A 24,380-nucleotide genomic window follows, 5' to 3' on the forward strand; every position below is an offset into this window, starting at 1 on the left:
TCAGCACCGGGTTGGGTCGGCGGTCGGCATTCCACCGCTTCTTCGTTGCACCGCCGTTCAGCATTGCACCGCCGTTCAGCATTGCACCGCCGTTCAGCATCCCATCGCCGCCTTCAGGTCCCGCACGAGGTCTCCCCGTTCCCCGACCGACACGTCGTCGAGGTCGAGCCAGGCGGCGAGATCTCGCAGGTCGGCGAGCAGACGCTGCGCGACGACGCCGCGATCGTGGGCGGGTTCGCAGAAGGCGGCGAGGACCAGGAGTGTGCGTGACCGGCGGTCGGCCTTGAGATCGACGCGCGCGACGAGGTCGGTGCCGAGCAGATACGGCAGGACGTAGTAGCCGTGGACCCGCTTGTGTTCGGGGACGTAGATCTCGATGCGGTAGTGGAAGTCGAAGAGCCGCTCGGTGCGCGGGCGGAAGAAGACGAGCGGGTCGAACGGCGACAGGATGGCCGAGGCGGTGATCTTCCGCGGGATCACGGCGCCGTCGGCCAGGTAGGCCGGCTCGTCCCACCCGTCGACGCGCACCTCGTGGAGCGTTCCGGCGTCGACGAGGTCGGCGACCGCGGGCCGGGCGTCGGCGGGTTTGAGGCGGTAGTAGTCGGCGAGGTCGGCGACCGTGGCCACCCCGAGGGATCGCGCCGCCCGCTCGAGAAGCTGCCGGTGCGCCTCGTCGCGATCAGGCCTGCGCTCGAGGACGTCGGGCCCGAGGACACGCTCGGCCAGGTCGTAGTGGCGGACGAAATTCGCGTTGCGCACCGCCGACAGCTCACCGGCGGCGAACATCGCCTCGCAGACGTGTTTGACGTCGCTGCGATCCCACCAGTTGTTCGCGCCGCCGGCTCGACGTTCGATCCCCAGGTGTTCTTCGATGGCGCGCGGCGTCGCGGCGCCGATCGTCTCGATCACGCTCCGCACGTCCGCGGCGAGCGCGCGGTTGCGCTTCATGAACTCGCGCGTCGTCCGGTAGCGCCCGTCGGCGAATTCGTCCATGCGCCAACGGAACAGCGGCCAGTCGTCGACCGGGATGAGCGCCGCCTCGTGCGCCCAGTATTCGACGAGGAGCCGTTTCCCGCGGCCGGGGCGCCATGCCGCGCGGTGCAGGAGGTCGGGGTCGTAGGGGCCGAGGCGGCTGAACAGCGGCATGAAGTGGGCTCGCGCGACGATGTTCACCGAATCCATCTGCAGCAGGCCGGTCCGTCCGACGACCCGTTTCAGATGAGCCGTCGTCGGCGTGCCCGACGGCCGACCGTCGGCGAATCCCTGTGCCGCGAGCGCGATCCGCCGCGCCTGCGACGTCGTGATCCGCTCGCGTGCCATCAGCGGGTGTGATCGACGAACCGGTAGCGGATCCCGGTGGTGGACGTCTGCCACTCCCCTGCCTCGGCGACCGTCCACTCCGGTCCGATCCCGGGCGCGAACGCATCCGCCTCCTCGACGTCGACGTCGATCTCGGTGACGCAGAGCTCCGTCGCGTGTTCCATTGCCGCCCGGTAGATCTCACCGCCACCGATGACGCTGACGGAGTCGTCGTCCGCGAGGGCGAGCGCAGCGTCGACCGACCGGGCGACGAGTGCCCCCTCGGCGGACCAGTCGGGATTGCGCGTGACGACGATGTTGGTCCGGCCGGGCAGCGGGCGGAACCTCGGCGGCAACGAGTCCCACGTCTTGCGACCCATGATGACCGGGTGGCCGAGGGTCAGCTCCTTGAACCGCGCCAGGTCCTCGGGCACGCGCCACGGGATGGTGTTGTCCCGGCCGATCGCCGCGCCCTTCCCGGCGACATCGTTGCCCTGGGCCCAGACCAGCCGGACGTGCGTCGGCATGCCCGGGGATCCTGCGCTCACACCGCCACCGGCGCCTTGATGCCCGGATGCGACCGGTAGCCGACGATCTCGATGTCGTCGTACTCGTAGTCGAAGATCGAATCACGCTTGCGCAGTTCGAGTCTCGGATACGGATACGGGTCGCGCGAGAGCTGCAGCGTGACCTGTTCGACGTGGTTGTCGTAGATGTGGCAGTCGCCGCCGGTCCAGATGAACTCGCCTACCTCGAGGCCGGCCTGCTGGGCCATCATGTGCGTCAGCAGCGCGTACGACGCGATGTTGAACGGCACGCCGAGGAACAGGTCGGCGCTGCGCTGGTACAGCTGGCACGAGAGCTTGCCGTCGGCGACGTAGAACTGGAAGAACGCGTGGCACGGCGGGAGTGCCATCTGCGGGATCTCGCCGACGTTCCACGCCGAGACGATGTTGCGGCGCGAGTCCGGATCGGTCTTGAGCAATTCGAGCGCCGCGGAGATCTGGTCGATGTGCTCGCCCGACGGCGTCGGCCAGGAACGCCATTGCACGCCGTAGACCGGGCCGAGGTCGCCGTTCTCGTCGGCCCACTCGTCCCAGATGGTCACGCCGCGCTCCTGCAACCAGCGCACGTTCGAGTCGCCGCGCAGGAACCACAGGAGCTCGTAGATGATCGACTTGAGGTGCACCTTCTTGGTGGTGATCAGCGGGAACCCCTCGGCGAGGTCGTACCGCAGCTGATGCCCGAACAGGCTGCGGGTGCCGGTCCCGGTGCGATCCGCCTTCGGGGTGCCTCTCTCGAGCACGAGGCGCAGGAGATCCTCGTAGGGGGTCGGGATCTCGCCGGTCGATGAGATGTCGCGGATGGCCGTGCTCACGGTGCCAGTCTAGGCAAAGCGTTCGGGGGTACGCTCCTCCCGTGGCCACCCGCAGCACGACCCGCGCCAACCGCTACGCGAAGCGCCGCCGCAAGCGCGTCGCGTCCCGCGACAACGACCTCACCGACACCCAGTGGGCCGCCCTGCAGGACGCCTGGGGCGGGTGCGCGTACTGCGGCGCGACCGGCGTCCCCCTGCAACGCGACTGCATGCTGGCGATCTCCCGGGGCGGCCGCTACACCCTGGCCAACGTCGTGCCGTGCTGCGGGTCGTGCAATGCGAGCAAGTGCAACACCGAGGTCACCTCGTGGATGCGACGCAAGAAGCTCGACGAGAAGGCATTCTTGGTGCGTCAGTACGAGGTGAGCCGGGCACTCGCCGACGTCGAGTGACACGGCCGAATGGGTTCGGTCGAATCTGCACGGTCGAATCGGCACGGGCGAATCGGCGCGTGAGCACCGGCGATCAGACACCGCGAAGGGAGAACAGCTGAAGAGTTTCACCCCCGTCGACCGGAACGCGTGGCGGCCGGGTCCCCAGAGGCCCCTTCATGCGGCTGGTCAACTCGATCGTCGCCCGTAATGTGCGGAAGAAGGGGCAGCTGGGCGGCGGCGACGCTCTGGTCCTGCACACCGTCGGCGCGAAGACCGACAAGGAGCGTTCCCATCCACTCGCCTGTTTCCCCGGCCCTGACGGCAGCCGGCTGATCGTCGCCTCCGCCAACGGCGCCGCGAAGAACCCCGGCTGGTACCACAACCTCCGGGCGAACCCGGACAAGGCGCGCATCGACATCGCCGGCGAGACGATCGAGGTCCGCGCCGAGCAGCTCCACGGCGAGGAGCGTGCGCAGGCGTGGGCGGAGATCAGCAAGAACCCGCGCTTCGCCGCCTATCAGGAGAAGACCGATCGAGAGATCCCGATCATCAAGCTGACGCGACGCTGACCGGGGAGCGCTGGAACCCAGAGTTGTTCCGCGGAACGCTCACGCGGCCATGGCAACCGACGCCGCGGTCGCCTGGCGTTCCCGCCATTCCCAGACCGCGTAGATCACCTCGGTGGCGTACCCGAGTTCCAGACGGCCGCCACCCACCGGAACGGTGGCACCTGCGGCGAGCCGCCCGTCGGGTGTCCACCCACCCGGAGCCTTCGTCGCCGGGCTGACCTCGATCGCCGATCCGTCCGGCATGTGAAAAGAGAATCGTTGCCGCCCATGACCTCTGATCGCGAACTCGCCACGATGCAGCGCCCGGTGGCACGACCCGCACAACAGGATCAGGTTGTCCAGCTCGGTCTCGCCGTCGTGGGACCAGAACACCACGTGATGTGCATGCAGGTGCCGAGTCCGCCCACACCCCGGCGTCTGGCAGCACCGATCCCGCAAGAACAACGCCCGGATCATCGCCTTGCTCGGCGTCCGCTGCTTACGCCCCATCCCCAACAACGCACGCCTGCCCGGGGAGCCGGACACCTTCCGTGACAACACCTCCCGTACGGACGCTCCACACGACGCCTCCTCCAGATCGGCCTCGGTCAGCGCCGGACCGTCGTCCAGATGCGGGTTCTCGATCCCCTCACCGACGTGAACCAGGATCTCCGCACCCGGCGCGATGTCGGGCATGTCGATACCGTCGTGAACCGCATCCGCCATCGCCACCACCGCCGGCGCCAGATTCGACGGCACGTTGCGCCACAGATCCCGGCGGTTCCCGGGCGCGCCCTCCGAATCCGGAGCTCCCTCGACCGACGGACCGGCAACCGGAGTGTTCCGCGGAACACTCGCCGGCGTCGGCAGGTCCGGGTCTCCCATCGTGCGAGTGCGCTCGTACTCCGCTCGCACCGCACCCGCGAGGAACCGGGCCCCGTCCAACGGCGCCAACGTCAGCGAGACCGACAACGACCCATCCGGATTCCACTTCCAGCGACCTCGGGACTCCGCACGGGCCCGGCGATCCGGATCGGTGCCTCGATCCCGGTCGATCTGTCGCATCGCCCGCACCGCCCGCTCCAGCTGCGACGCCGTGCACGCCAATGCGAGGTTCACCAGCTCCTTCTCCCGCAGCGGGGTCGCCACCCTGGTGAGTGCCCGGACCTTCGAATACGTCAGCCGCCCTTCACCGAAGACCTGACGGACCAGTGGAAGTTCCCGCAGCGCCTTGGCGACGCGGATCTGCTCGTGCGCGGTCCGCTGCGAGACCCCCGCCTTCCACGACAACCAGTGCGCCAGCGAGTGAATACCCGGACCCCGCCACGAATCCCGCTCGTCCAGTTCCGCCACGAGTCCCAGGAACTCCGCGGTCAACGCGGTGATCTGCGCGGCATGACCGAGCACCCGCTCCTCGAGAACCGCATCGGACAAGGATGCCGGGTCGGCGCCGTCGAACATCGACGACATGCCCTCGGAAATCAGCGCGCTCACGGACATTCCACCCCCGGGTAATCGATTCGAACGTATATACGAATCGTAGGGATAGGGTCTGACACAACTACTCACGAGCAGGTGAGGAGCGACGACGCTCGTCGATCAGTGTTCCGCGGAACACTGACGACCGATCTGGGCTACCCCATCAACTGCGCCGCAACGGTGGCGCCGAGCTCCCAGCACTTCTCGCGGTCGTCCTTGATGGGCTTCTCCGAGACGACCACGTACTCGGCGGATTTCACCCAGCCGAGCCCGGTGGTGATCGCGGTGAGCGCCTTCTCGGCGCCCTCGGTCCCCTGGTTGCCGTGGAAGTAGGCTCCGAACGGGCGCCCCTTCGTCGAGTCGAGGATCTGGTAGTACGCGCAGTCGAAGGCGTGTTTCAATGCGCCGCTGATATATCCGAGGTTGGCCGGGGTGCCGAGGAGGTAACCGTCGGCCTCGAGGAAGTCGGTGGCGGTGACCTCCAGTGCCGCCTTGCGCACCACCTCGACACCCTCGATCTCCGGGTCGGTGGCGCCGGCGACAACTGCCTCGAACATCTCCTGGCAGTGCGGCGAGGGCGTGTGGTGCACGATCAGCAGGCGGCTCACCGTTACTTCTCCCGCCCGTGGAACTGTGCGACCGCGCGCTTCATCATCGCCCGGGCGCGCGGGCGGTCACCGGCGTAGTCGTAGGCGCGCGCGATGCGATAGGTGTTGCGCCAGTCGGTCGGATCGGCCTCCCACTCGGCCTTCACCTGTGCGAACAACTCGTCGGCCGCGTCCCGTTCCAGACGTCCCGACGGACGGTGCGGCAACTGCGAGACGTCGAGTTCGCGTCCCTCTTCCCGCATGATCGCGGCGAGCTTCTGGTGTTCGATGCCCGCGCGCAGCGTCGCATAGATCAGCCACCCACCGATGAGCGGGAGCACGATGACACCGATGCCCAGGCCGATGCCGGTGGGCGTCCCGGCCAGGATGAGCTGGAAGCCGCGCCAGCCGAGGAGCACGAAATAGACGATCAGCGCGACGACGAGGAACCCGATCATCCAGACGATCGGGCGCGGGTCCTTCTTCTTCGGGCCCAGCTGCGGCGCCCCGCCCTCCGTGTCACCGGCATGGGTGCCGCCGTCGTGCGTCCCGCCGTCGGGAGTGCCGCCGTCGGGAGTGCCGTCTACAGGCTGATCGTCGGTCATGGGATCAGAGATCCATCAGTTCTTCGAGTCCGACGGTCAGTCCCGGCCGCTCACCGATCTGTCGCACGCCCAGGAGCACGCCCGGCGCGAACGACGAGCGATCCAGCGAGTCGTGGCGGATCGTGAGGGTCTCACCGGCGGTGCCGAGGAGCACCTCCTGGTGGGCGACGAGACCGGCGAGGCGCACCGAGTGGACGTGGACGCCGTCGACGACCGCACCGCGTGCGCCGTCGAGTTCGGACGTGGTCGCGTCGGGGCTCGGTCCGACACCGGCCTCGGCTCGGGCGCGCCCGATCAGCTCGGCGGTGCGGTAGGCGGTGCCCGACGGGGCGTCGGCCTTCTGCGGGTGGTGCAGCTCGACGACCTCGACCGAGTCGTAGTACTTGGCGGCCTGGGCGGCGAAGCGCATCGACAGCACGGCGCCGATCGCGAAGTTCGGGGCGATGAGCACGCCGACCGCCGGGTTCTGGGCCAGCCAGCCGCGCACGGTCTCCAGGCGCTCCTCGGTGAAGCCGGTGGTTCCGACCACCGCATGAATTCCGTTGGAGATGAGGAACTCCAGGTTGTCCATCACCACGTCGGGGTGGGTGAAGTCGACGACGACCTGGGTCCCGGTGTCGGTGAAGTACTCGAGCGAATCCCCCTTGTCGACGCCCACCGTGTAGGTGAGGTCGTCGGCCTCCTCGACCGCCTTGACGATCGCCTGACCGACCTTGCCCTGACTGCCCAGGACGCCGACCTTGATTCCGCTCATGTCCACCTCTTCGTCGTGACGCGTTGCGCACCCAGTCTAGTGGCGCGCACACCGGCCACCGGCCGGCACCGGCGGGCGGAACCGCCTCGTTGCGCTGCTAATAGATCGGCGCATCGCCGCGTCGATGCTCGAAGACGAGCGACGTGGTGGTGCCGGCGACCTCGGGGCGGGAGTTGAGGCGTTCGACGAACTGCCGCAGCGCCTCGGTGTCGGCGGTGGCGACGTGCAGCATGTAGTCGTCGGCCCCGGCGAGGAAGAACACGTCGATCACCTCGTCGTAGGCCGCGATCTCGCCGACAAACCGCCGGATCCGGCCGCGGGCGTCGGCCTGCAGACTCACCGCGACCATCGCGCGCAACGGACGCCCGACCGCCGCCGGGTCGACGTCGGCGAAGAATCCGCGGATCACGCCGAGGTCGACGAGTCTGCGCATGCGCCCGTGACAGGTCGACGGGGCGATCCCGACGCGCTGCGCCAGCTCGCTGTTGGGGATGCGGGCGTCGGCCTGCAGGAGTTTGAGGATCTCGCGATCCGTGTCGTCGAGATCAGTGGGCCGAACATCCTTCGGCGTGGCTGGCACAGCGACCTCCTCGATGGAACGATCTTCGCGATACCGCCAGCGTAGAGAGTATTCGTCACTCTCATTGTGAGGTTTCCGATGTTCCTTCACCCTGGACCCAGATAACCGGAACAAGCTTCAGCAACGAGGCCAACCGTCAGCAGTACGCCACACGACGGGAGCACACCATGCGCGTCGGCATCCCCACCGAGATCAAGAACAACGAGTACCGCGTCGCCATCACCCCGGCCGGCGTGACCGAACTGCACCGTCGCGGCCACGAGGTGATCATCCAGGCCGGCGCCGGCGAGGGCTCGGCCATCTCCGACAACGACTACAAGGCCGCCGGCGCCCAGATCCTCGGCACCGCCGCCGAGGTCTGGGAACAGGCCGAGCTGCTGCTGAAGGTGAAGGAGCCGATCGCGGCGGAGTTCGACCTGATGCACGAGGGTCAGACGGTCTTCACCTACCTCCACCTCGCTGCGGGCAAGGACTGCACCGAGGCGCTCCTGCGGTCGGGCACGACGTCCATCGCCTACGAACTCGTCCGCACCGCCGACGGCGCACTCCCCCTCCTCGCGCCGATGTCGGAGGTCGCCGGCCGCCTCGCTCCCCAGGTCGGCGCCTACCACCTGATGCGCTCGGCCGGTGGTCGCGGCGTGCTGATGGGCGGGGTGCCCGGCACCGAGCCCGCCGAGGTCGTCGTCATCGGCGGCGGCGTCAGCGGCGTGAACGCCGCGACGATCGCGGTGGGCATGGGCGCGCAGGTCACCGTCTTCGACCTCGACATCGCCAAGCTCCGCGCCGTCGACGCGCGGTTCGGCGGCCGCGTCCACACCCGCTACAGCACATCGCTCGCGCTCGACGAGGCGATCCGCAGGGCCGACCTCGTGATCGGCGCGGTCCTCGTGCCGGGGGCGAAGGCACCGGTGCTCGTCCCCAACGGCCTTGTGGCCGAGATGAAGCCGGGCTCGGTGCTCGTCGACATCGCGATCGACCAGGGCGGCTGCTTCGAGGACTCCCGACCCACCACGCACGACGACCCGACGTTCACCGTGCACCACAGCACCTTCTACTGCGTGGCGAACATGCCCGGCACCGTCGCACGCACGTCCACCCAGGCGCTCACCGGCGCGACGCTGCCCTACGTGCTGCGACTGGCCGACGCCGGCTGGGAGTCCGCGTGCGCCGCCGACCCCGCGCTCGCCGCCGGACTGAGCACCCACCGCGGCGAGCTGTTCACCGCGGAGGTCGGAGCCGCGCTCGATCTACCGGTCTCCGAGAACCCGTTCCCCCACAACTGATCTAGAACTCGATGCGGCTGGTGCCGCGCTGCTTGCCGCGCCAGCCGTATCGGCGTTCGACGATCTCGCCGTGGCCGTCGTGACCGATGCGCAGGATCGTCGACGCCCGGGTTCCGTAGCCGGGGATGTCGATGAACTTCGCCGACAGCGCGGACTCGAGGTCCGCCTCGACACCCGTGTCCGGGAGCCGCTCGGCGGGTGCGCGGTCGTGGTCGGCGAGCATCGCGAAGTAGTCCTCGTCGGAGGCATCCGCGGCGATCAGATCCCGTAGTGCGGCGACGCCGTCGACGACCTTCGGCCAGTCGTTGTCGAGGGACCCGTTGGACACCCCGTGCACCCCGTCGGACACCCGCTCGGCGTGCGGCTGCGGCCGGTTGGTCACCCAGTACAGGTCGTCGGTGTCGCCGACGAGCAGGTTCACCGGGTCGTAGTCGGCGGCCTCGTCGACGACGCGCTCGGCGAACGCCTTGGGCGCCTCGACGGAGGTCAGGTAGTCCACCGGCAGCTGTCCGCGCGACCGGACGCCCACGCGCTGCGGCGGGCCGACGCGCACGTTGGTCACCATCGCCACGCGACCGGGGACCTCGGCCGACACCCCCATCCAGGTGCCGCCGGCCTGCGCGTCGCGACCGGCGATGATCGGCAGGTCCTTCCACCGCGACAGCGCGTAGGTGCGTCGGCGGCGGTATTCGTCGCGGTTGGCCGCGACGATCAGCCGGTGGTCGGGATGCGCGTTCCACGCGAACAGGATCAGGCACATGGGGTCATCGATTCACCTGGTACTGGCTCATGTTCGCCATTCTCTGCTGCACCCCGGCGATCTCGCGCACCGCCTGCCCCACCAGGCTCCGGTCCAGCGGCGACAGTCGCTTCATCTCGACGACGTCGGTCGGCGCCTCGCCGCGATCGAACCGGGCGACCTGGTAGCGCAGGCGCATGCGCTGCAGGACGTCGAAGACCTCCAGCAACGTGGTCGCGTCATCGTCGGACAGCATCGGGCTCCCCGACGCCGCTCTCAGCCGGGCACGGGTGTTTACCTCGGTGCTGTCGACGCTGAGTGCCGCCCATCGCGCGATGTTGACCAGCGGGGTCAGTGCGTGCGACTTCAGATCGAAGGTCCCGGCGCGCCCGGTCAGCACGTCCCGCACCGTGCGGAGTCGGGCCCGGGTCGCCAGCGACTCCTCGAGGAGCAGCCGCATCGTGCGCGGGTCTGCCCGCAGCGCGGCGATCATCTCGTCCCCGGGTACGTGCTCGGTTCCTGCGGTGCGCAACGCCCTCCCGTCCAGGATCAGCGACGTGAAGATCATCCCCTTGTTCTCCAACGGCTCGTCGACCCACCCGCGGATGGCGGTCCGCCACGCCGAACGGCTGCGGGAGAACAGGGTCTTCGACGCCACCGCGCCGTTGGCGTCGACGGCGATCCCGGCACCGCGCAGCACCTCGTCGAGCTCCGCGAACGCTTCCCGGTATGCGGTGTGCGAGGCGGGGTCCAGCGCGTCGTCGAAGACCACCGCGGAGTCGACGTCGGAGCTGAGCACCGGTTCGCGACGAGCGTTGCTGCCCAACGACAACCACGTGTACGACGCCGGGTCCACGCCGGGACGCGAGTCGACGACGAGCGCGAGGCCACGCTGCACGACGGCGTCGACGATGAGGGAGGTGACGCGGGTGACCTCGTGGGCGGGCCGGTCCCGCCGCACCAGATCGGCGACGAGCTGCGGGATGCGCCGCGCATGCGACTGCAGTTCGGCGACGCTGCGCGACCGCGAGATCTGTTCGCGCAGCGGCATGCTCGCGCCCGCTGGATCGGCGACGAAGTCCCCCGCCCCGATCACGCCGAGAACCCGCCCCGTCTCGTCGCACACCGGGATCACCCGCAGGCCGCGGTCGAGGAGTTCGGTCAGGGCGTCCACCGTCGAGGTCCGATGGTCGATGACGAGGGCCGGGCCGTCGACGATCTCGCCGACCGGAGTGTCGGCACCGCGTCCCGCGGCGACGACCCGCGCCCGGATGTCGGCGTCGGTGACCAGTCCGTGGCGCCCCTCGGCAAGCGGGATGACGACGTAGTCCTGGCCGCGCTCGGTCATCAGGGCCGCGGCCTGGCGCACCGTCATCTCGGCGCGGCCGATCACCGGCGCCGTCCGCAACAGGTCCGCGACCGTCCGGGACGCGGGCGTACCCGACGCGTCGCGCCGGTGCGCGACCGTCAGCTGGTCTTCCGGACCGTTCATCCCTGCAGATCTTAGAGGCGAGGCGACCGGTCCTTGCGCGGGCAGAGAGAGAACGGGGCCCGTCGTCCGTGATGGACGACGGGCCCCGTCGGTTGTCTTCACCGATCAGCGGATCGGCTGCGCCGATCAGGCGTCGGCGGCAGCCGCCTCGCTCTTCTCGGCCTTGTCGGCGTCGTCGACCGGGACGAGGCTGATCTTGCCGCGCTCGTCGATGTCGGCGATCTCCACGCGGAGCTTGGAGCCGACGTTCACGACGTCCTCCACCTTGTTCACGCGCTTGCCCTTGCCGAGCTTGGAGATGTGGACCAGGCCGTCGCGACCCGGCAGCAGCGAGACGAACGCGCCGAACGCGGTGGTCTTGACGACCGTGCCGAGGAACCGCTCGCCGACCTTCGGCAGCTGCGGGTTGGCGATGGCGTTGATCTTGTCGATCGCGGCCTGCGCCGACTCGCCGTCCGAGGCGCCGACGAACACGGTGCCGTCGTCCTCGATGGAGATGTTGGCGCCGGTCTCCTCGGTGATGCCGTTGATCGTCTTGCCCTTGGGGCCGATCAGCTCGCCGATCTTGTCCATCGGGATCTTGATGGTGGTGATCCGCGGAGCGTAGGGGCTCATCTCGTCGGGCTCGTCGATGGCCTCGGCCATGACGTCGAGGATGGTCAGCCGGGCATCCTTGGCCTGGCTGAGCGCACCCGCGAGCACCTGCGACGGGATGCCGTCGAGCTTGGTGTCGAGCTGCAGGGCGGTCACGAAGTCCTTGGTGCCGGCGACCTTGAAGTCCATGTCGCCGAAGGCGTCCTCGGCACCGAGGATGTCGGTCAGCGCCACGTAGCGGGTCTCGCCGTCGACGGTGTCGGACACCAGGCCCATCGCGATGCCGGCGACCGGGGCGCGCAGCGGCACACCGGCGTTGAGCAGCGACAGGGTCGACGCGCAGACCGAGCCCATCGAGGTCGAGCCGTTGGAGCCCAGGGCCTCCGAGACCTGACGGATGGCGTACGGGAACTCGTCGACGCTCGGCAGCACCGGCACGAGGGCACGCTCGGCGAGCGCGCCGTGGCCGATCTCGCGACGCTTCGGCGAACCGACGCGGCCGGTCTCACCGGTCGAGTACGGCGGGAAGTTGTAGTGGTGCATGTAGCGCTTGCTCGTCTCCGGGCCGAGGGAGTCGATCTGCTGCGCCATCTTGATCATGTCCAGCGTGGTGATGCCCAGGATCTGGGTCTCGCCGCGCTCGAACAGTGCGCTGCCGTGGGCACGCGGGACCACCGAGACCTCGGCCGACAGCGCACGGATGTCGGTGATGCCGCGGCCGTCGATGCGGAAGTGGTCGGTGAGGATGCGCTGGCGGACGAGCTTCTTGGTCAGCGCGCGGTAGGCGCCGCCGATCTCCTTCTCGCGGCCCTCGAACTTGTCGGCGAGCTGCTCGAGGATGTCGGCCTTGAGCTCGTCGGTCTTGTCGTCGCGCTCTTGCTTGCCGGCGATGGTCAGGATCTCCGACAGGCGCTCGGTCGCGGCGGCTGCGACGGCCTCGTAGACGTCGTCCTGGTAGGCCGGGTACAGCGGGAACTCGCCGGTCTCCTTGGCCGCGGCGGCGGCCAGCGACTTCTGTGCCTCGCAGAGGCGGGCGATGAACGGCTTGGCGGCCTCGAGGCCCTCGGCGACGATGGCCTCGGTCGGCGCCTGCGCGCCGCCGGCGATGAGGTCGATGACGTTCTCGGTGGCCTCGGCCTCGACCATCATGATCGCGACGTCGGCGTTGTCGCCCTCACCGCTGACGATGCGGCCGGCGACGACCATGTCGAACACGGCGCCCTCGAGCTGCTCGACGGTCGGGAACGCGACCCACTGGCCGGCCTTGTTCTCCTCGGTCGGGATGAGCGCGACGCGCACGCCGCCGACCGGACCCGAGAACGGCAGGCCTGCGAGCTGGGTCGACGCCGAGGCGGCGTTGATGGCCAGCACGTCGTACAGGTCGTTCGGGTTGAGCGACAGCACGGTCACGACGACCTGGATCTCGTTGCGGAGGCCGTCGACGAAGGACGGGCGCAGCGGACGGTCGATGAGGCGGCAGGTGAGGATCGCGTCGGTCGACGGGCGACCCTCGCGGCGGAAGAACGAGCCGGGGATGCGGCCGGCGGCGTACATCCGCTCCTCGACGTCCACGGTCAGCGGGAAGAAGTCGAACTGCTCCTTCGGGTGCTTGCTGGCGGTGGTGGTCGACAGCAGCATGTTCTCGTCGTCGAGGTATGCGGTGACCGAGCCCGCCGCCTGCAGGGCCAGGCGTCCGGTCTCGAACCGGATCGTGCGGGTGCCGAAGCTGCCGTTGTCGATGATCGCCGTCGCCTCGGTGATGGCGTCGTCGAAGTCCTCGGCGAAGTCTTCGGAGGTGTTCACATCTGTCATGTGGGGTGGAATCCCTTCGTAGCGGCTGCCGTGCGGGCGGCCGTTGTTCATATGCGGCCCATGCGGACATGGCCGCGTGTGCGGTTGCGGGTGGTCTTCGCGAGGTGCGCGGATACGACGCCAGTCGAGGCGGTGCCCCAACCGGCCCTTTGCCGTGGTACGAGCGCACGCGCGGATCGAGACCGACCCGGAACGCGCCGAGAAATGCACGGCAGCGGGTGAATGGCGCGACGTGTTCGCGCCGGGTGAGTGCTCAGACGGCCTTCGATCGAAGCGGCCGGAACCTTCGGGGTTCCGGCGGCCACTACCGAGGACCGATCTGGCTCGTCGTCACGCGCTGCCTTGGAGTTCACGGCAACGATCCACTCGTCAGCCTATCATCGCGCGCCGTCAATACCTCAAAACAAGCGAACCGGCCACCTCCCGCGTCGGGAGATGGCCGGTTCGAGGTTCGCGTGTCGCGAGGAGATCAGCGACGCAGACCGAGGCGCTCGATGAGCGAACGGTAGCGGTTGATGTCCTTCTTGGCGACGTACTTGAGCAGGCGGCGACGACGACCGACTAGCAGCAGCAGGCCGCGACGGCTGTGGTGGTCGTGCTTGTGCTGCTTCAGGTGCTCGGTGAGGTCGACGATGCGCTTGGTCAGCAGGGCGACCTGGGCCTCCGGCGAGCCGGTGTCGGTCTCGTGCAGACCGTACTCGGCGAGGATTTCCTTCTTCTGCTCGGCAGTCAATGCCATGGAGATGCTCCTGATTCTCAGTGCCGCGTTCGAAAAGACTCCCGGTGTGCCGCCGCGGACCGCAGCAACACCGACTGATCAGGCTACCTGCCGCAGTGCGCCCGACCCAAATCCGGCCCGGTGCGCCGGCCGGCCGGGAACCCGGTCAGGCGGGGACCAGAACCCCCACGTCCAGCGCACCGCGTCCGAGCCACCACCAGACGAGCGCCACGGCGAGGACGCCCACGACCGCGCCGGCCGCGATGGCGACGGCGAGCCACCGCTGTGCGACGGCGTCCCGCGCGCCGAGGGAGACGCCGACGAGGCCGATCACGACCGACGTCAACGCCGCCGCGAGCAGGACGAAGATCCCGACCACGGGATCTCCGAGGTCGCCGGCCGCCGAGGTCGCCCCCAGACTCCCGAGCGGAAGCGTGAGTCCCACCGGACGCACGGGAATCGCACCGGCGATCACCACCGCCGCGACACCCGCACCGGTCACCAGCGTGAACCCGGGGCGAGGGCTGCTGCCCTGCCGCACCACCGCGTACAGGGCGGCCAGCCCGCCGACGATGATCAGCAGCCCGAGCGCGGTGGTGAACCAGCCGAGGGTCAGCTGCAGCCCGGTCAGCTCGGCGTAGCGGCGGTTGACGAAACCGAAGCCGTTCGCGTCGATCCCGTGCCCGGCGTGCACCCAGTGCATGAAGCTCGCCGCGATGACGATGAACCCCATCAGGACGCAGGCCAGGGCTCCGGCGCGCGCGGTGACCTGTCCCCCGCCCGATGCGGCGGGGCTCACCTCTCCGGCGCTCACTTCTCCGCCGCCGCGAGGATCTCCCGGGTCTTGGCCACGTCGTCGTGCATGGCCTCGACGAGCGCGTCGATGCCGTCGAACTGCACCATGCCGCGGATGCGGTGCACGAAGTCGACGGCGACGTGCTGGCCGTAGAGGTCGGCGTTCTTGTCGAGCACGAAGGCCTCGACGGTGCGGGTGCGCCCGGAGAAGGTCGGGTTGGTGCCGACCGACACCGCGGCCTGGTACCGCTGCCCCGGCTCGACCTCGCCGACGGCCGGTCCGGCCCCGAGGATCGTGAACCAGGCGGCGTACACGCCGTCGGCGGGGATGGCGGCGTACATCGGCGGCGCGACGTTGGCGGTCGGGAAACCGAGGTCGCGGCCGCGGCCGTCACCGCGCACCACGACGCCCTCGACCCGGTGGGGCCGTCCGAGCGCCTCCGCGGCGAGATCCATGTCGCCGGCGGCGACGCACGAGCGGATGTAGGTCGACGAGTAGGTCACGGCATGCTCGCCGAACAGCGAGACCGCCTGCACCTCGAAGCCGAACCGCGCACCGAGTTCGGTGAGCTTGCCGACGTCGCCGGCCGCCTTGCGACCGAACGTGAAGTTGTCGCCCACCACGACGTCGGCGGCGTGCAGCTGCTCGACGAGGATGTCGTGGGCGAACTCCTGCGGCGAGAGCTTCGCGAGTTCGGGCGTGAAGGGCATGACGCAGAAGACGTCGATCCCGAGTTCCTCGGCCAGCTCCGCACGCCGGGTCAGCGTGGTCAGTTGCGGCGGATGCGTTCCCGGCCGCACGACCTCCGACGGGTGCGGATCGAAGGTCATCAGCACCGAGGGGACGCCGTACTTCTCGGCGGCCGCCGTCGCGGCGCGGATCAGTTCGGCATGCCCCCGGTGCACACCGTCGAAGACACCGATGGTCACCACACATCGTCCCCAGTCCGCGGGGATGTCATCCAGACCTCGCCATCGCAACACGCGACCAGACTACGGGCAGCGCCGATCCCGAACCACCACCGGCACACGCCAGAACACGACGAAGGTGACGCTAAGCTCTATCCATGCCATGGCGATCAGACCGTCCGGTGACCGAGCTGTCACAGGTCACCCAGGACTATCTGAAGGTCATCTGGACCAGCCAGGAGTGGGAGGACGTCAAGGTCACCACCAAGCTGCTGGCCCAGTCCCTCGGCGTATCGGCGTCGACGGCATCCGAGGCCATCCGCAAGCTCGCCGACCAGGGCCTGGTCTCCCATGAGCCGTACGGGGCGGTGACACTCACCGACGACGGACGGCAGGCCGCGATCCTCATGGTCCGGCGCCATCGGCTCCTCGAGACCTTCCTCGTCCGCGAACTCGGCTATCGGTGGGACGAGGTGCACGACGAGGCGGAGATCCTCGAGCACGCGGTCTCCGACCGTTTCCTGGCGCGTCTCGACGCCAAACTGGGCTTCCCCGACCGGGATCCGCACGGTGACCCCATCCCCGCTCTCGACGGTACGATCCCCACCCCCGACGCGGCGCTGCTCTCCGAGCTCGAGGTCGGGGCGTCGGGCTGCATCGCCCGCATCTCCGACACCGACCCGGAGATGCTGCGCTACTTCGACGAGGTGGGCGTCGCCCTCGACCGCGTCGTGACGGTCGCCGAGAAGCGCCCGTTCGCCGGCACCATCTCGGTCTCGCTCGACGACTCCGCGCCGATCGACCTCGGCGACATCGCCGCCCGTGCGATCTTCGTCGTGCCCAGCGACGCCGCGCCGCGGGACTGAGCCGTCATCGCTCAGCCCAGCGCCGTCATCGCTCAGCGCAGCGCCGTCATCACTCAGCGCAGCGTCGCCGGCCGCACCACCATCACCGAACTGGCGCGCTTGCCCTTTTCCTGCACCAGCGCGATCGCCCGCTCGTGCGGGTCGACGACGACGTAGATGCCCTTCATCCCGATCGGGGTGAGCCAGCGTCCCTGGCTGATGGATTCGGCCTCGTCGTCGCTGATGTCGCGGCGCGGGAACGAGATCTTGGCCGCCTCGTCGATGCCGAGGCTGAGCTCGCCGTCCTCGCGCACCTCGTCGAGGGTGCGCGCGTGCTCGAGCGTGAAGGGGCCGACGGCGGTGCGTCGCAGCGCGTTGAGGTGGCCGCCGACGCCGAGGGCCGCACCCAGGTCGCGGGCCAGCGAGCGGATGTAGGTCCCGGACGAACAATCCACCGCCACATCGAGATCCACGAACTCCCCCTCGCGGCGGGTGTCGAGCACGTCGAACCGCGACACCGTCACCGGGCGCGGTTTCAGGTCGAACTCGGCGCCGGTGCGGGCGAGGGCGTGGGCGCGTCGGCCGTCGACCTTGATCGCGGAGACCTTCGCCGGGACCTGTTCGATGTCGCCGGTGAGCGCGGCGACGCCGTCGGCGATCTGCTCGTCGGTGACGCCGGAGGCGTCCGCGGTGGTCAGGGTCTCCCCTTCCCGGTCGTCGGTGGTCGTGGAGGCGCCGAGCCGGATGGTCGCCGTATAGGACTTGGTGGTCAGCGACAACAGGCCGAGAAGTTTTGTGGCCCTTTCGATCCCGATGACGAGCACGCCGGTGGCCATCGGGTCGAGGGTGCCGGCGTGACCCACCCGGCGGGTGTTGAAGATCTTCCGGCAGCGGGAGACGACGTCGTGGCTGGTGATCCCGGCGTCCTTGTCGACGATGAGCAGGCCGGCCTTCTCGATGGATTCGTCCGCCATGTCAGACCACCGCGATCGAGGTGACGATGAGGTCGCACTCGACGAGCCAGCGACCGCGGAACTCGAGCACCGGCGTCCCGCCGTCGGATGCCTTGGGGTCGATGAGGATCCGCGAGGTGAAGGTCCCGGCGGCGGGCGCGGTCTGCTCGAACGTGATGTGGGCGTCCTCGAACCCCAGCCAGCGCCGGGTGATCGGGAACCACGCCTTGTAGGTGGCCTCCTTGGCGCAGAACAGCAGCCGGTCCCAGTGCAACCCGGCCGGCCGGGTCGCGAGCACGTCGCGCTCCTCGGGCAGGCTGGTGTGCTCGAGCACGCCGTCGGGCAGGGTGTCGTGGGGTTCGGCGTCGATGCCGAGGGACCGCACCCCCATCGCGTGGGCGACGACGGCGGCCCGGTAGCCGTCGCAGTGCGTGAGGCTGCCGACGACACCCACCGGCCACGTCGGTTCCCCCTTCTCCCCCTTGAGGATCGGGACGGGGTCGAAGCCGATTCGCGCGAGGGCCTCGCGCGCACAATGGCGCACCGTGACGAACTCGCGGCGCCGCTTCTCCACCGCTCGCCCGATCAGGGCCTGTTCGGCCGGCAACGGCTGCAGACCCGGCGGATCGTCGAACGCCTCCGCCGAGGCGACCCCGGCCGGGAGGAGTTTCTCGATCACATCTGGTCCTTTCGTCGTTCGGTCTCGCGTCGTTTCCGCTCGGCCAGTCGCTGCTCCACCCGCTCGCGGAACTCCGCGGCGCGCTCGGCGTAGTCCGGCGGCAGCTCGAACCGGACGCCGTGTTCGGGAAGATCTTTCTCGCCGAGGCCGTCCCCCGGCACGATGCTGCGCATCAGGGGCTTCGGCAGTCCGCGGCGCTTCCACTCGCGCGGATAGCCGACCGAGACCTCCTCGAAGCGGACGCCGTCGTACCAGGTGGTCCGCGGGATGTGCAGGTGCCCGTACACGCAGCACTCCGCGTTGAACTCGGTGTGCCAGTCGGCGGTCAGCTCGCTGCCGCACCACAGCGCGAACTCCGGGTAGATGAGCGCATCGCACGGTTCCCGGCGCAGCGGCCAGTGGTTGATCAGGACCTTCTTCTCGGCGGGGTCGAGCGCCTCGAGACGACGCCGCGTGAGCTCGATGCGGGCCCGTCCCCAGACGTCGCGCGTCGGGTAGGGCTCCGGCGACAGCAGGAACTCGTCGGTCGCCACCACGTTCCGGTCCCGCGCGAGCGCGAGTGCGGTGAGCTTGTCGAAGGTCCCCGCGGGACGGAAGGTGTAGTCGTAGAGCAGGAACATCGGTACGACGCGAACCGGGTCGCGGCCGTCGCCCGGATCGAACAGCGGGTAGATGTCCTCCGGTGTCACCACGCCGATGTCGCGGCAGGCCTGGACCAGGTAGTCGTAGCGGGCCACCCCGAACAGCTGCAGCGGGTCCTTGGCCGTCGTGTACAGCTCGTGATTGCCCGGGACCCAGATCACCGTGCGGAAGCGGGTGCGCAGGCGCCGCAGGGTGTCGATGATGTCGTCGGTGCGTTCGGCGACGTCCCCGGCCACGATGAGCCAGTCGTCCGACGACGTCGGCCGGATCTGGTCGATGATGTGCTCGTTGCCCCGATGGGCGACGTGCAGATCGCTGATCGCCCACAAAGTTGCCACGAGGATCCATCGTGCCAGAGGCGGCAGAACACTTCCGTCGGGGGCCGTCGGTGACGCTGCGGGCCGGGTGGGCCGGCAGCCGGATCACATCAGAACAGATCGGATCGGACGCGATCGGACCCGGTCACTTCCGTTCCGCGCCCGCCTGCCGCCACCGCCCGGAGCGGATCCGCCAGACCACGGTCGCCAGCCGGACGAGCATGAAGACGACGAGACCCGACCACACGCCGGCCAGCCCCCAGTCGAAGACGAGCGACAGCCAGATCAGCGGCAGGAAGCCGACGAGCGCTCCGGTGAGCGTCGCCGTCCTCAGGAACGCCGCGTCGCCGCTGCCGAGCAACACGCCGTCGAGCGCGAACACCACCCCCGCGATCGGCAGCATGCCGACGAAGAACCACCACGGCACCCCGATGGCGTCGAGCACGGCGTCGTCGGAGGTGAAGATCCGCGGGATGAGGCCGGCGCCGGCGGCGAAGATCGCGCCCATCGCGGTGGCGGCGACGAGCGACACCCCGGTGACCCGCCGTGCGACGGTGTCGGCGACCCGCAGGCGTCCGCCGCCGAGTGCCGCGCCGACGAGGGCCTGCGCGGCGATGGCCAGGGAGTCGAGGAACAGCGCCATGAACTCCCAGAGCTGCAGGACCAGCTGGTGTGCGGCCACCTGCGCGACGCCGAAGCGCGCGGCGACCGCGGCCGCGGAGACGAAGCAGATCTGGAACGACAGGCTGCGCACGACGAGATCGCGCGCCATGGTCAGCTGGGCGACGATGATCGAGCGATCGGGCGCATACCCCTTCGACTCCGCGGACGCCTCCCGGATCACCCGGACCGCGAACAAGGTCCCGGTGACGCCCTGGCCGACGACGTTCGCGACCGCGCTGCCGGGCAGGCCGAGTCGCGGGAACGGACCGAGACCGTGGACCAACCCGACGACCAGGACCGCGGCGACCGACAGACCGACGACCACGTAGATCACCGGCCGTCTGGTGTCCTGCACGCCGCGCATCCAGCCGTTGCCCGCCATGGACAGCAGGATCAGCGGGACCCCGAACATCGCGATCCGCAACCACTGCGCCGCGTCGGCCGCGACCACCGCGGAGTCCTCCGACGCCGCTCCCACGAGCACCCGCATGATCGCGGGCGCCGACGGATAGGCGATCGCCACCAGCAGCGCGCCGACGGCCATCGCGATCCAACTGGCCTGCACGCCCTCCTCGACCGCGCCCGCCCGGTCCCCCGCGCCGAAGCGACGGGCCGACCGGGCGGTGGTGCCGTAGGACAGGAAGGTCAGCTGCGTGCTGATGACCGACAGCACGAGGGTGCCGACACCGAGCGCCGCCAGTTCGCGACCGCCGAGGCGGCCGACGACGGCGAGGTCGAGGAGCAGATAGAGCGGCGGGGCGATGAGCACCGCCAGCGCCGAGACCGTGAGGGTCGCGATCCGCCGGACCCCGGCATCGTCTGTCAGAGCGACTCCAGCAGTCGCGCCACCACTTCCTCGGCGGTGCCGGTGTCGCTGTACCCGGATGCCTGACGATGCCCGCCGCCGCCGTGGGCGCGGGCGATCGGGACCAGGTCGACGGCGTCCTTGCTGCGCAGCGACACCGTCCACATCCCGGGTTGGTTCTCCTTGAACACCGCCGCGACCTCGGCGTCGCGGGCGGTCCGGATCGTGTCGACGACGCTCTCCGATTCCTCCCAGCTCATGCCGGCGAGGGCCTTCTGGTCGACGATCGCGTAGACGAGTCCCGCACCGTTGCAGGCCGACGGCACCAGCTTCGCCGAGGCGAGCACCCCCGACATCATCGAGAACCACTCGAACGGGTGCGAGTCGAAGAGGACGCGACTCCACCTGCGCGAGTCGACGCCGGTCTCGAGCAGGCGCGCCGCGATCCGGAACGAGTCCGGCCGGGCCCACCGGAACGAGCCGGTGTCGGTGGTCAGACCCGCATAGACGCAGGTGGCGATCTCGGCGTCGAGTTCGACGCCGAGCGCGTCGAGCACCTCGAGGACCAGCACCGCCGTGCAGTCGGCCGACGGGTCCACGAGATCGATGTCCCCGAAGCCGGGGTTCGACGCGTGGTGGTCGATCGCGATCGACGTCTCGGCGCCGGTGAAGACCTCGCCGAGTTCGTCGAGCCGCCCGAGATTCGCCGCGTCGACGGCCACCACGACCGGATGCCCGGCGAGGCGGCCCGGCTCACGCAGCAGCCCCGCGCCGGGAAGACCCGCGAGCGACTCGGGCAGCTTCTCGGGTCCCGGATAGGCGACCTCGACGTCGACGCCGCGACGCTCGAGGGCCAGACCGAGCGCGAGACCGCTGCCGATGGTGTCCGCGTCGGGGCGGACGTGGCAGCAGATCGTCACCGCCGGCGCGGTCGCCAGCGTCGCGGCGATCGCTGCACTCGCCGAACCGCTCACTCGTCCGTGCCGCCGTCTGCGGAGTCGTCCGAGTCGTCGGTGGGGTCGTCGCCGGTGGGGTCGTCGTCGGTGGGGTCGTCGTCGGTGGAGCGGTAGGGGTCGGGGTCGCCGGCCGGCTTCGCCTGGGCCGCCTGACGGGCGACCATCTCGTCCCTCGCGCGGGCGCGCGCGACGAGTTCTTCCATCTGGCGGGCCGCGTCCGGGACGGTGTCGAGGACGAAACGCAGGGTCGGGGTGAACCGGACGCCGGTGCCGGCGCCGACCTTGGAACGCAGGACGCCGGTGGCCTTGGCCAGGCCGGCGGCCGCCGCCTCGTAGTCGGGTTCCTCGTCGAGCGAGGCGCCCATGACGGTGTAGTAGATCGTGGCGTCGTGGAGATCGTTGGTCACCCGGGTGTCGGTGACCGTCACGTAGGCCAGGCGCGGATCCTTGATCTCGCTCGCGATCGCCGAGGCGACGATCGTGGAGATCCGCTTGGCCAGGCGCTGGGCCCGTGCTGGATCAGCCATCGGGAGTCCTTCCGTAGCGGGGACGTGTGCGCCGGCCCGGGTCCAGGTTCTGGACCGGTCGGGCCGGCGCACACGGTATGGGTCGAGAGGGCCAGGCACTCACGCGATCAGTCGCGCGGCTTCTCCTGGAGCTCGTAGGTCTCGATCACGTCGCCCACCTTGATGTCGGAGTAGGTCAGCGTGAGACCACATTCGTAACCCTCGCGGACCTCGGTGACATCGTCCTTCTCGCGACGGAGCGAGGACACGGTGAGGTTGTCGGCGATCACGACGTTGTCGCGGAGCAGGCGGGCCTTGGCGTTGCGACGCATGATGCCCGACTGGACGAGACAACCGGCGATGTTGCCGACCTTCGACGACTTGAAGATGGCGCGGATCTCGGCGCGGCCGAGCTCCACCTCTTCGTAAATCGGCTTGAGCATGCCCTTGAGGGCGCTCTCGATCTCGTCGATGGCCTGGTAGATCACCGAGTAGTACCGGATGTCGACGCCCTCGCGGTTGGCCAGCTCGGTGGCCTTGCCCTCCGCACGGACGTTGAAGCCGATGATGATCGCGTCCGACGCGGTCGCCAGGTTGACGTTGGTCTCGGTGACACCACCGACACCGCGGTCGATGATCCGCAGGCTGACCTCGTCGCCCATGTCGATGCCGAGCAGGGCCTCTTCCAGGGCTTCGACCGTACCCGCGTTGTCGCCCTTGAGGATGAGGTTGAGCTGCGCGGTCTCCTTGAGCGCCGAATCCAGGTCCTCGAGGCTGATGCGCTTGCGGCTGCGAGCGGCGAGCGCGTTGCGCTTGCGTGCGTTGCGCCGGTCGGCGATCTGCCGGGCGATGCGGTCCTCCTCGACCACGAGCAGGTTGTCACCCGCACCGCAGACCGAGGTGAAGCCGATGACCTGGACGGGCCGCGACGGGAGCGCCTCGGTGACGTCCTCGCCGTGCTCGTCGACCATGCGGCGCACACGTCCGTAGGCGTCGCCGGCGACGACCGAGTCGCCGACCCGCAGGGTGCCGCGCTGGACCAGCACGGTCGCGACCGGACCACGACCGCGGTCGAGGTGCGCCTCGATGGCCACGCCCTGGGCGGGCATGTCCGGGTTGGCGCGCAGGTCGAGAGCCGCGTCCGCGGTCAGCAGGACCGCCTCGAGCAGCTGATCGATGTTGGTTCCCTGCTTGGCCGAGATGTCGACGAACATGGTGTCGCCGCCGTACTCCTCGGGCACCAGACCGTACTCGGTGAGCTGACCGCGGATCTTCTGCGGATCAGCACCCTCCTTGTCGATCTTGTTGACCGCGACCACGATCGGCACGTCGGCCGCCTGGGCGTGGTTGATCGCCTCCACCGTCTGCGGCATGACGCCGTCGTCGGCCGCGACCACGAGGATCGCGATGTCGGTGGCCTTCGCACCGCGGGCACGCATGGCGGTGAACGCCTCGTGACCCGGGGTGTCGATGAAGGTGATCAGGCGATCCTCGCCGTTGAGGTGCGTGTTGACCTGGTAGGCGCCGATGTGCTGCGTGATGCCGCCGGCCTCGCCCTCGCGGACGTTGGCCTTGCGGATCGTGTCGAGCAGTCGGGTCTTGCCGTGGTCGACGTGACCCATGACGGTGACCACCGGCGGACGCTGTTCGAGGTCCTCGTCGTCGCCCTCGTCCTCGCCGTAGGTGAGGTCGAAGCTCTCGAGGAGCTCGCGGTCCTCGTCCTCGGGGCTGACGACCTGGACCTTGTAGTTCATCTCCGAGCCGAGCAGCTCGAGCGTCTCGTCGTTCACCGACTCGGTCGCGGTGACCATCTCGCCGAGGTTGAACAGCGCCTGGACCAGCGATGCCGGGTTGGCGTCGATCTTCTCCGCGAAGTCCGAGAGCGACGCGCCGCGGGCGAGGCGGATGACCTCGCCGTTGCCGCGCGGCAGGCGGACGCCGCCGACCGACGGCGCCTGCATGTTCTCGTACTCGGCGCGCTTCGCCCGCTTCGACTTGCGGCCCTTGCGGGGAGCACCGCCCGGACGGCCGAACGCACCGGCTGCGCCGCCGCGTCCGCGACCGCCGC

25 protein-coding genes are annotated in these 24,380 nt (G+C 69.5%); 4 read left to right on the plus strand and 21 right to left on the minus strand.

The window, feature by feature from the left end:
• Positions 1 to 93: 93 nt before the first annotated feature.
• From GP2_RS04140 to GP2_RS04150, 3 genes are read right to left on the minus strand one after another with little or no spacing between them, the layout of a single operon-like run.
• Positions 94 to 1,320 carry a winged helix-turn-helix domain-containing protein gene (locus GP2_RS04140; RefSeq protein ID WP_006899213.1) on the minus strand — a complete coding sequence of 409 codons (1,227 nt, stop codon included), beginning with the start codon at positions 1,318 to 1,320 and terminating at the stop codon, positions 94 to 96.
• The gene (locus GP2_RS04145) at positions 1,320 to 1,826 is read right to left on the minus strand and encodes a dihydrofolate reductase (protein ID WP_040526378.1); all 507 of its coding nucleotides are present in this window, start codon (positions 1,824 to 1,826) and stop codon (positions 1,320 to 1,322) included. The genes GP2_RS04140 and GP2_RS04145 overlap by 1 nt, the downstream gene beginning before the upstream one ends.
• Before the next feature lie 17 nt (positions 1,827 to 1,843).
• Complete coding sequence (locus GP2_RS04150; protein WP_006899215.1) at positions 1,844 to 2,677, minus strand: thymidylate synthase; 834 nt, start codon at positions 2,675 to 2,677, stop codon at positions 1,844 to 1,846.
• Positions 2,678 to 2,718: 41 nt separating this feature from the next.
• On the opposite strand from GP2_RS04150, the gene GP2_RS04155 reads away from it, so the two are divergent.
• Together GP2_RS04155 and GP2_RS04160 are read left to right on the plus strand one after the other, a co-directional pair.
• The gene (locus tag GP2_RS04155) at positions 2,719 to 3,069 is read left to right on the plus strand and encodes an HNH endonuclease (RefSeq protein WP_006899216.1); all 351 of its coding nucleotides are present in this window, start codon (positions 2,719 to 2,721) and stop codon (positions 3,067 to 3,069) included.
• A 158-nt stretch (positions 3,070 to 3,227) separates the two neighbouring features.
• Positions 3,228 to 3,620 carry a nitroreductase/quinone reductase family protein gene (locus GP2_RS04160; RefSeq protein ID WP_006899217.1) on the plus strand — a complete coding sequence of 131 codons (393 nt, stop codon included), beginning with the start codon at positions 3,228 to 3,230 and terminating at the stop codon, positions 3,618 to 3,620.
• 39 nt (positions 3,621 to 3,659) lie between these two features.
• Here the strand turns inward: GP2_RS04160 and GP2_RS04165 are convergent, their stop codons facing one another.
• From GP2_RS04165 to GP2_RS04185, 5 genes are all read right to left on the minus strand, one after another.
• Positions 3,660 to 5,099 carry an HNH endonuclease gene (locus GP2_RS04165; RefSeq protein ID WP_006899218.1) on the minus strand — a complete coding sequence of 480 codons (1,440 nt, stop codon included), beginning with the start codon at positions 5,097 to 5,099 and terminating at the stop codon, positions 3,660 to 3,662.
• Positions 5,100 to 5,233: 134 nt separating this feature from the next.
• Positions 5,234 to 5,686, minus strand: a complete 453-nt coding sequence (locus GP2_RS04170) for a flavodoxin family protein (RefSeq protein WP_006899219.1) — start codon at positions 5,684 to 5,686, stop codon at positions 5,234 to 5,236.
• A 2-nt stretch (positions 5,687 to 5,688) separates the two neighbouring features.
• Positions 5,689 to 6,270, minus strand: a complete 582-nt coding sequence (locus tag GP2_RS04175) for a hypothetical protein (protein ID WP_006899220.1) — start codon at positions 6,268 to 6,270, stop codon at positions 5,689 to 5,691.
• A gap of 4 nt (positions 6,271 to 6,274) precedes the next feature.
• A complete protein-coding gene (dapB, locus tag GP2_RS04180; protein ID WP_006899221.1) occupies positions 6,275 to 7,024 on the minus strand; it encodes a 4-hydroxy-tetrahydrodipicolinate reductase in 750 nt (249 codons plus the stop codon).
• 97 nt (positions 7,025 to 7,121) lie between these two features.
• On the minus strand, positions 7,122 to 7,604 hold the full coding sequence (locus GP2_RS04185; protein ID WP_006899222.1) for an Lrp/AsnC family transcriptional regulator: 483 nt from the start codon (positions 7,602 to 7,604) through the stop codon (positions 7,122 to 7,124).
• 167 nt (positions 7,605 to 7,771) lie between these two features.
• Here GP2_RS04185 and ald point away from each other — a divergent pair, with 167 nt between their 5' ends.
• Positions 7,772 to 8,887, plus strand: coding sequence for an alanine dehydrogenase (gene ald, locus GP2_RS04190; protein ID WP_006899223.1), 1,116 nt, complete (start codon positions 7,772 to 7,774; stop codon positions 8,885 to 8,887).
• Between the two features lies 1 nt (position 8,888).
• Here the strand turns inward: ald and GP2_RS04195 are convergent, their stop codons facing one another.
• The 6 genes from GP2_RS04195 to GP2_RS04220 all read right to left on the minus strand — a co-directional run bounded on the left by GP2_RS04195 (position 8,889) and on the right by GP2_RS04220 (position 16,021).
• Complete coding sequence (locus GP2_RS04195) at positions 8,889 to 9,647, minus strand: NRDE family protein (protein ID WP_006899224.1); 759 nt, start codon at positions 9,645 to 9,647, stop codon at positions 8,889 to 8,891.
• A 4-nt stretch (positions 9,648 to 9,651) separates the two neighbouring features.
• On the minus strand, positions 9,652 to 11,118 hold the full coding sequence (locus GP2_RS04200; RefSeq protein ID WP_006899225.1) for a putative nucleotidyltransferase substrate binding domain-containing protein: 1,467 nt from the start codon (positions 11,116 to 11,118) through the stop codon (positions 9,652 to 9,654).
• 126 nt (positions 11,119 to 11,244) lie between these two features.
• Positions 11,245 to 13,524: a polyribonucleotide nucleotidyltransferase gene (locus GP2_RS04205; protein WP_040526379.1), complete on the minus strand. Its 2,280-nt coding sequence runs from the start codon at positions 13,522 to 13,524 to the stop codon at positions 11,245 to 11,247.
• A 469-nt stretch (positions 13,525 to 13,993) separates the two neighbouring features.
• Positions 13,994 to 14,263 carry a 30S ribosomal protein S15 gene (gene rpsO / locus GP2_RS04210; protein ID WP_006899227.1) on the minus strand — a complete coding sequence of 90 codons (270 nt, stop codon included), beginning with the start codon at positions 14,261 to 14,263 and terminating at the stop codon, positions 13,994 to 13,996.
• A 145-nt stretch (positions 14,264 to 14,408) separates the two neighbouring features.
• Complete coding sequence (locus GP2_RS04215) at positions 14,409 to 15,056, minus strand: hypothetical protein (RefSeq protein ID WP_157211645.1); 648 nt, start codon at positions 15,054 to 15,056, stop codon at positions 14,409 to 14,411.
• The gene (locus GP2_RS04220; protein WP_083900189.1) at positions 15,053 to 16,021 is read right to left on the minus strand and encodes a bifunctional riboflavin kinase/FAD synthetase; all 969 of its coding nucleotides are present in this window, start codon (positions 16,019 to 16,021) and stop codon (positions 15,053 to 15,055) included. Before GP2_RS04220 ends, GP2_RS04215 begins: the two co-directional genes overlap by 4 nt.
• An 83-nt stretch (positions 16,022 to 16,104) precedes the next feature.
• Here GP2_RS04220 and GP2_RS04225 point away from each other — a divergent pair, with 83 nt between their 5' ends.
• The gene (locus GP2_RS04225; RefSeq protein WP_006899230.1) at positions 16,105 to 16,812 is read left to right on the plus strand and encodes a metal-dependent transcriptional regulator; all 708 of its coding nucleotides are present in this window, start codon (positions 16,105 to 16,107) and stop codon (positions 16,810 to 16,812) included.
• 53 nt (positions 16,813 to 16,865) lie between these two features.
• Here GP2_RS04225 and truB read toward each other — a convergent pair whose 3' ends face one another.
• The 7 genes from truB to infB form a co-directional block, all read right to left on the minus strand.
• Complete coding sequence (truB, locus tag GP2_RS04230; protein ID WP_006899231.1) at positions 16,866 to 17,765, minus strand: tRNA pseudouridine(55) synthase TruB; 900 nt, start codon at positions 17,763 to 17,765, stop codon at positions 16,866 to 16,868.
• A 1-nt stretch (position 17,766) separates the two neighbouring features.
• Positions 17,767 to 18,423: a 4'-phosphopantetheinyl transferase family protein gene (locus GP2_RS04235; protein ID WP_006899232.1), complete on the minus strand. Its 657-nt coding sequence runs from the start codon at positions 18,421 to 18,423 to the stop codon at positions 17,767 to 17,769.
• Positions 18,420 to 19,403, minus strand: a complete 984-nt coding sequence (locus GP2_RS04240; protein ID WP_006899233.1) for a metallophosphoesterase family protein — start codon at positions 19,401 to 19,403, stop codon at positions 18,420 to 18,422. Before GP2_RS04240 ends, GP2_RS04235 begins: the two co-directional genes overlap by 4 nt.
• A 124-nt stretch (positions 19,404 to 19,527) precedes the next feature.
• Positions 19,528 to 20,814, minus strand: a complete 1,287-nt coding sequence (locus tag GP2_RS04245) for an MATE family efflux transporter (RefSeq protein WP_306302383.1) — start codon at positions 20,812 to 20,814, stop codon at positions 19,528 to 19,530.
• Positions 20,815 to 20,867: 53 nt separating this feature from the next.
• Positions 20,868 to 21,824, minus strand: coding sequence for a DHH family phosphoesterase (locus GP2_RS04250; protein ID WP_006899235.1), 957 nt, complete (start codon positions 21,822 to 21,824; stop codon positions 20,868 to 20,870).
• Positions 21,821 to 22,333 carry a 30S ribosome-binding factor RbfA gene (gene rbfA / locus GP2_RS04255; protein WP_006899236.1) on the minus strand — a complete coding sequence of 171 codons (513 nt, stop codon included), beginning with the start codon at positions 22,331 to 22,333 and terminating at the stop codon, positions 21,821 to 21,823. The genes GP2_RS04250 and rbfA overlap by 4 nt, the downstream gene beginning before the upstream one ends.
• A gap of 107 nt (positions 22,334 to 22,440) precedes the next feature.
• Positions 22,441 to 24,380 (minus strand): translation initiation factor IF-2 (gene infB, locus GP2_RS04260; protein WP_006899237.1); only part of this gene is annotated, 1,940 nt, incomplete at its 5' end.

Source organism: Gordonia paraffinivorans NBRC 108238 (assembly GCF_000344155.1).
Lineage (GTDB): Bacteria > Actinomycetota > Actinomycetes > Mycobacteriales > Mycobacteriaceae > Gordonia > Gordonia paraffinivorans.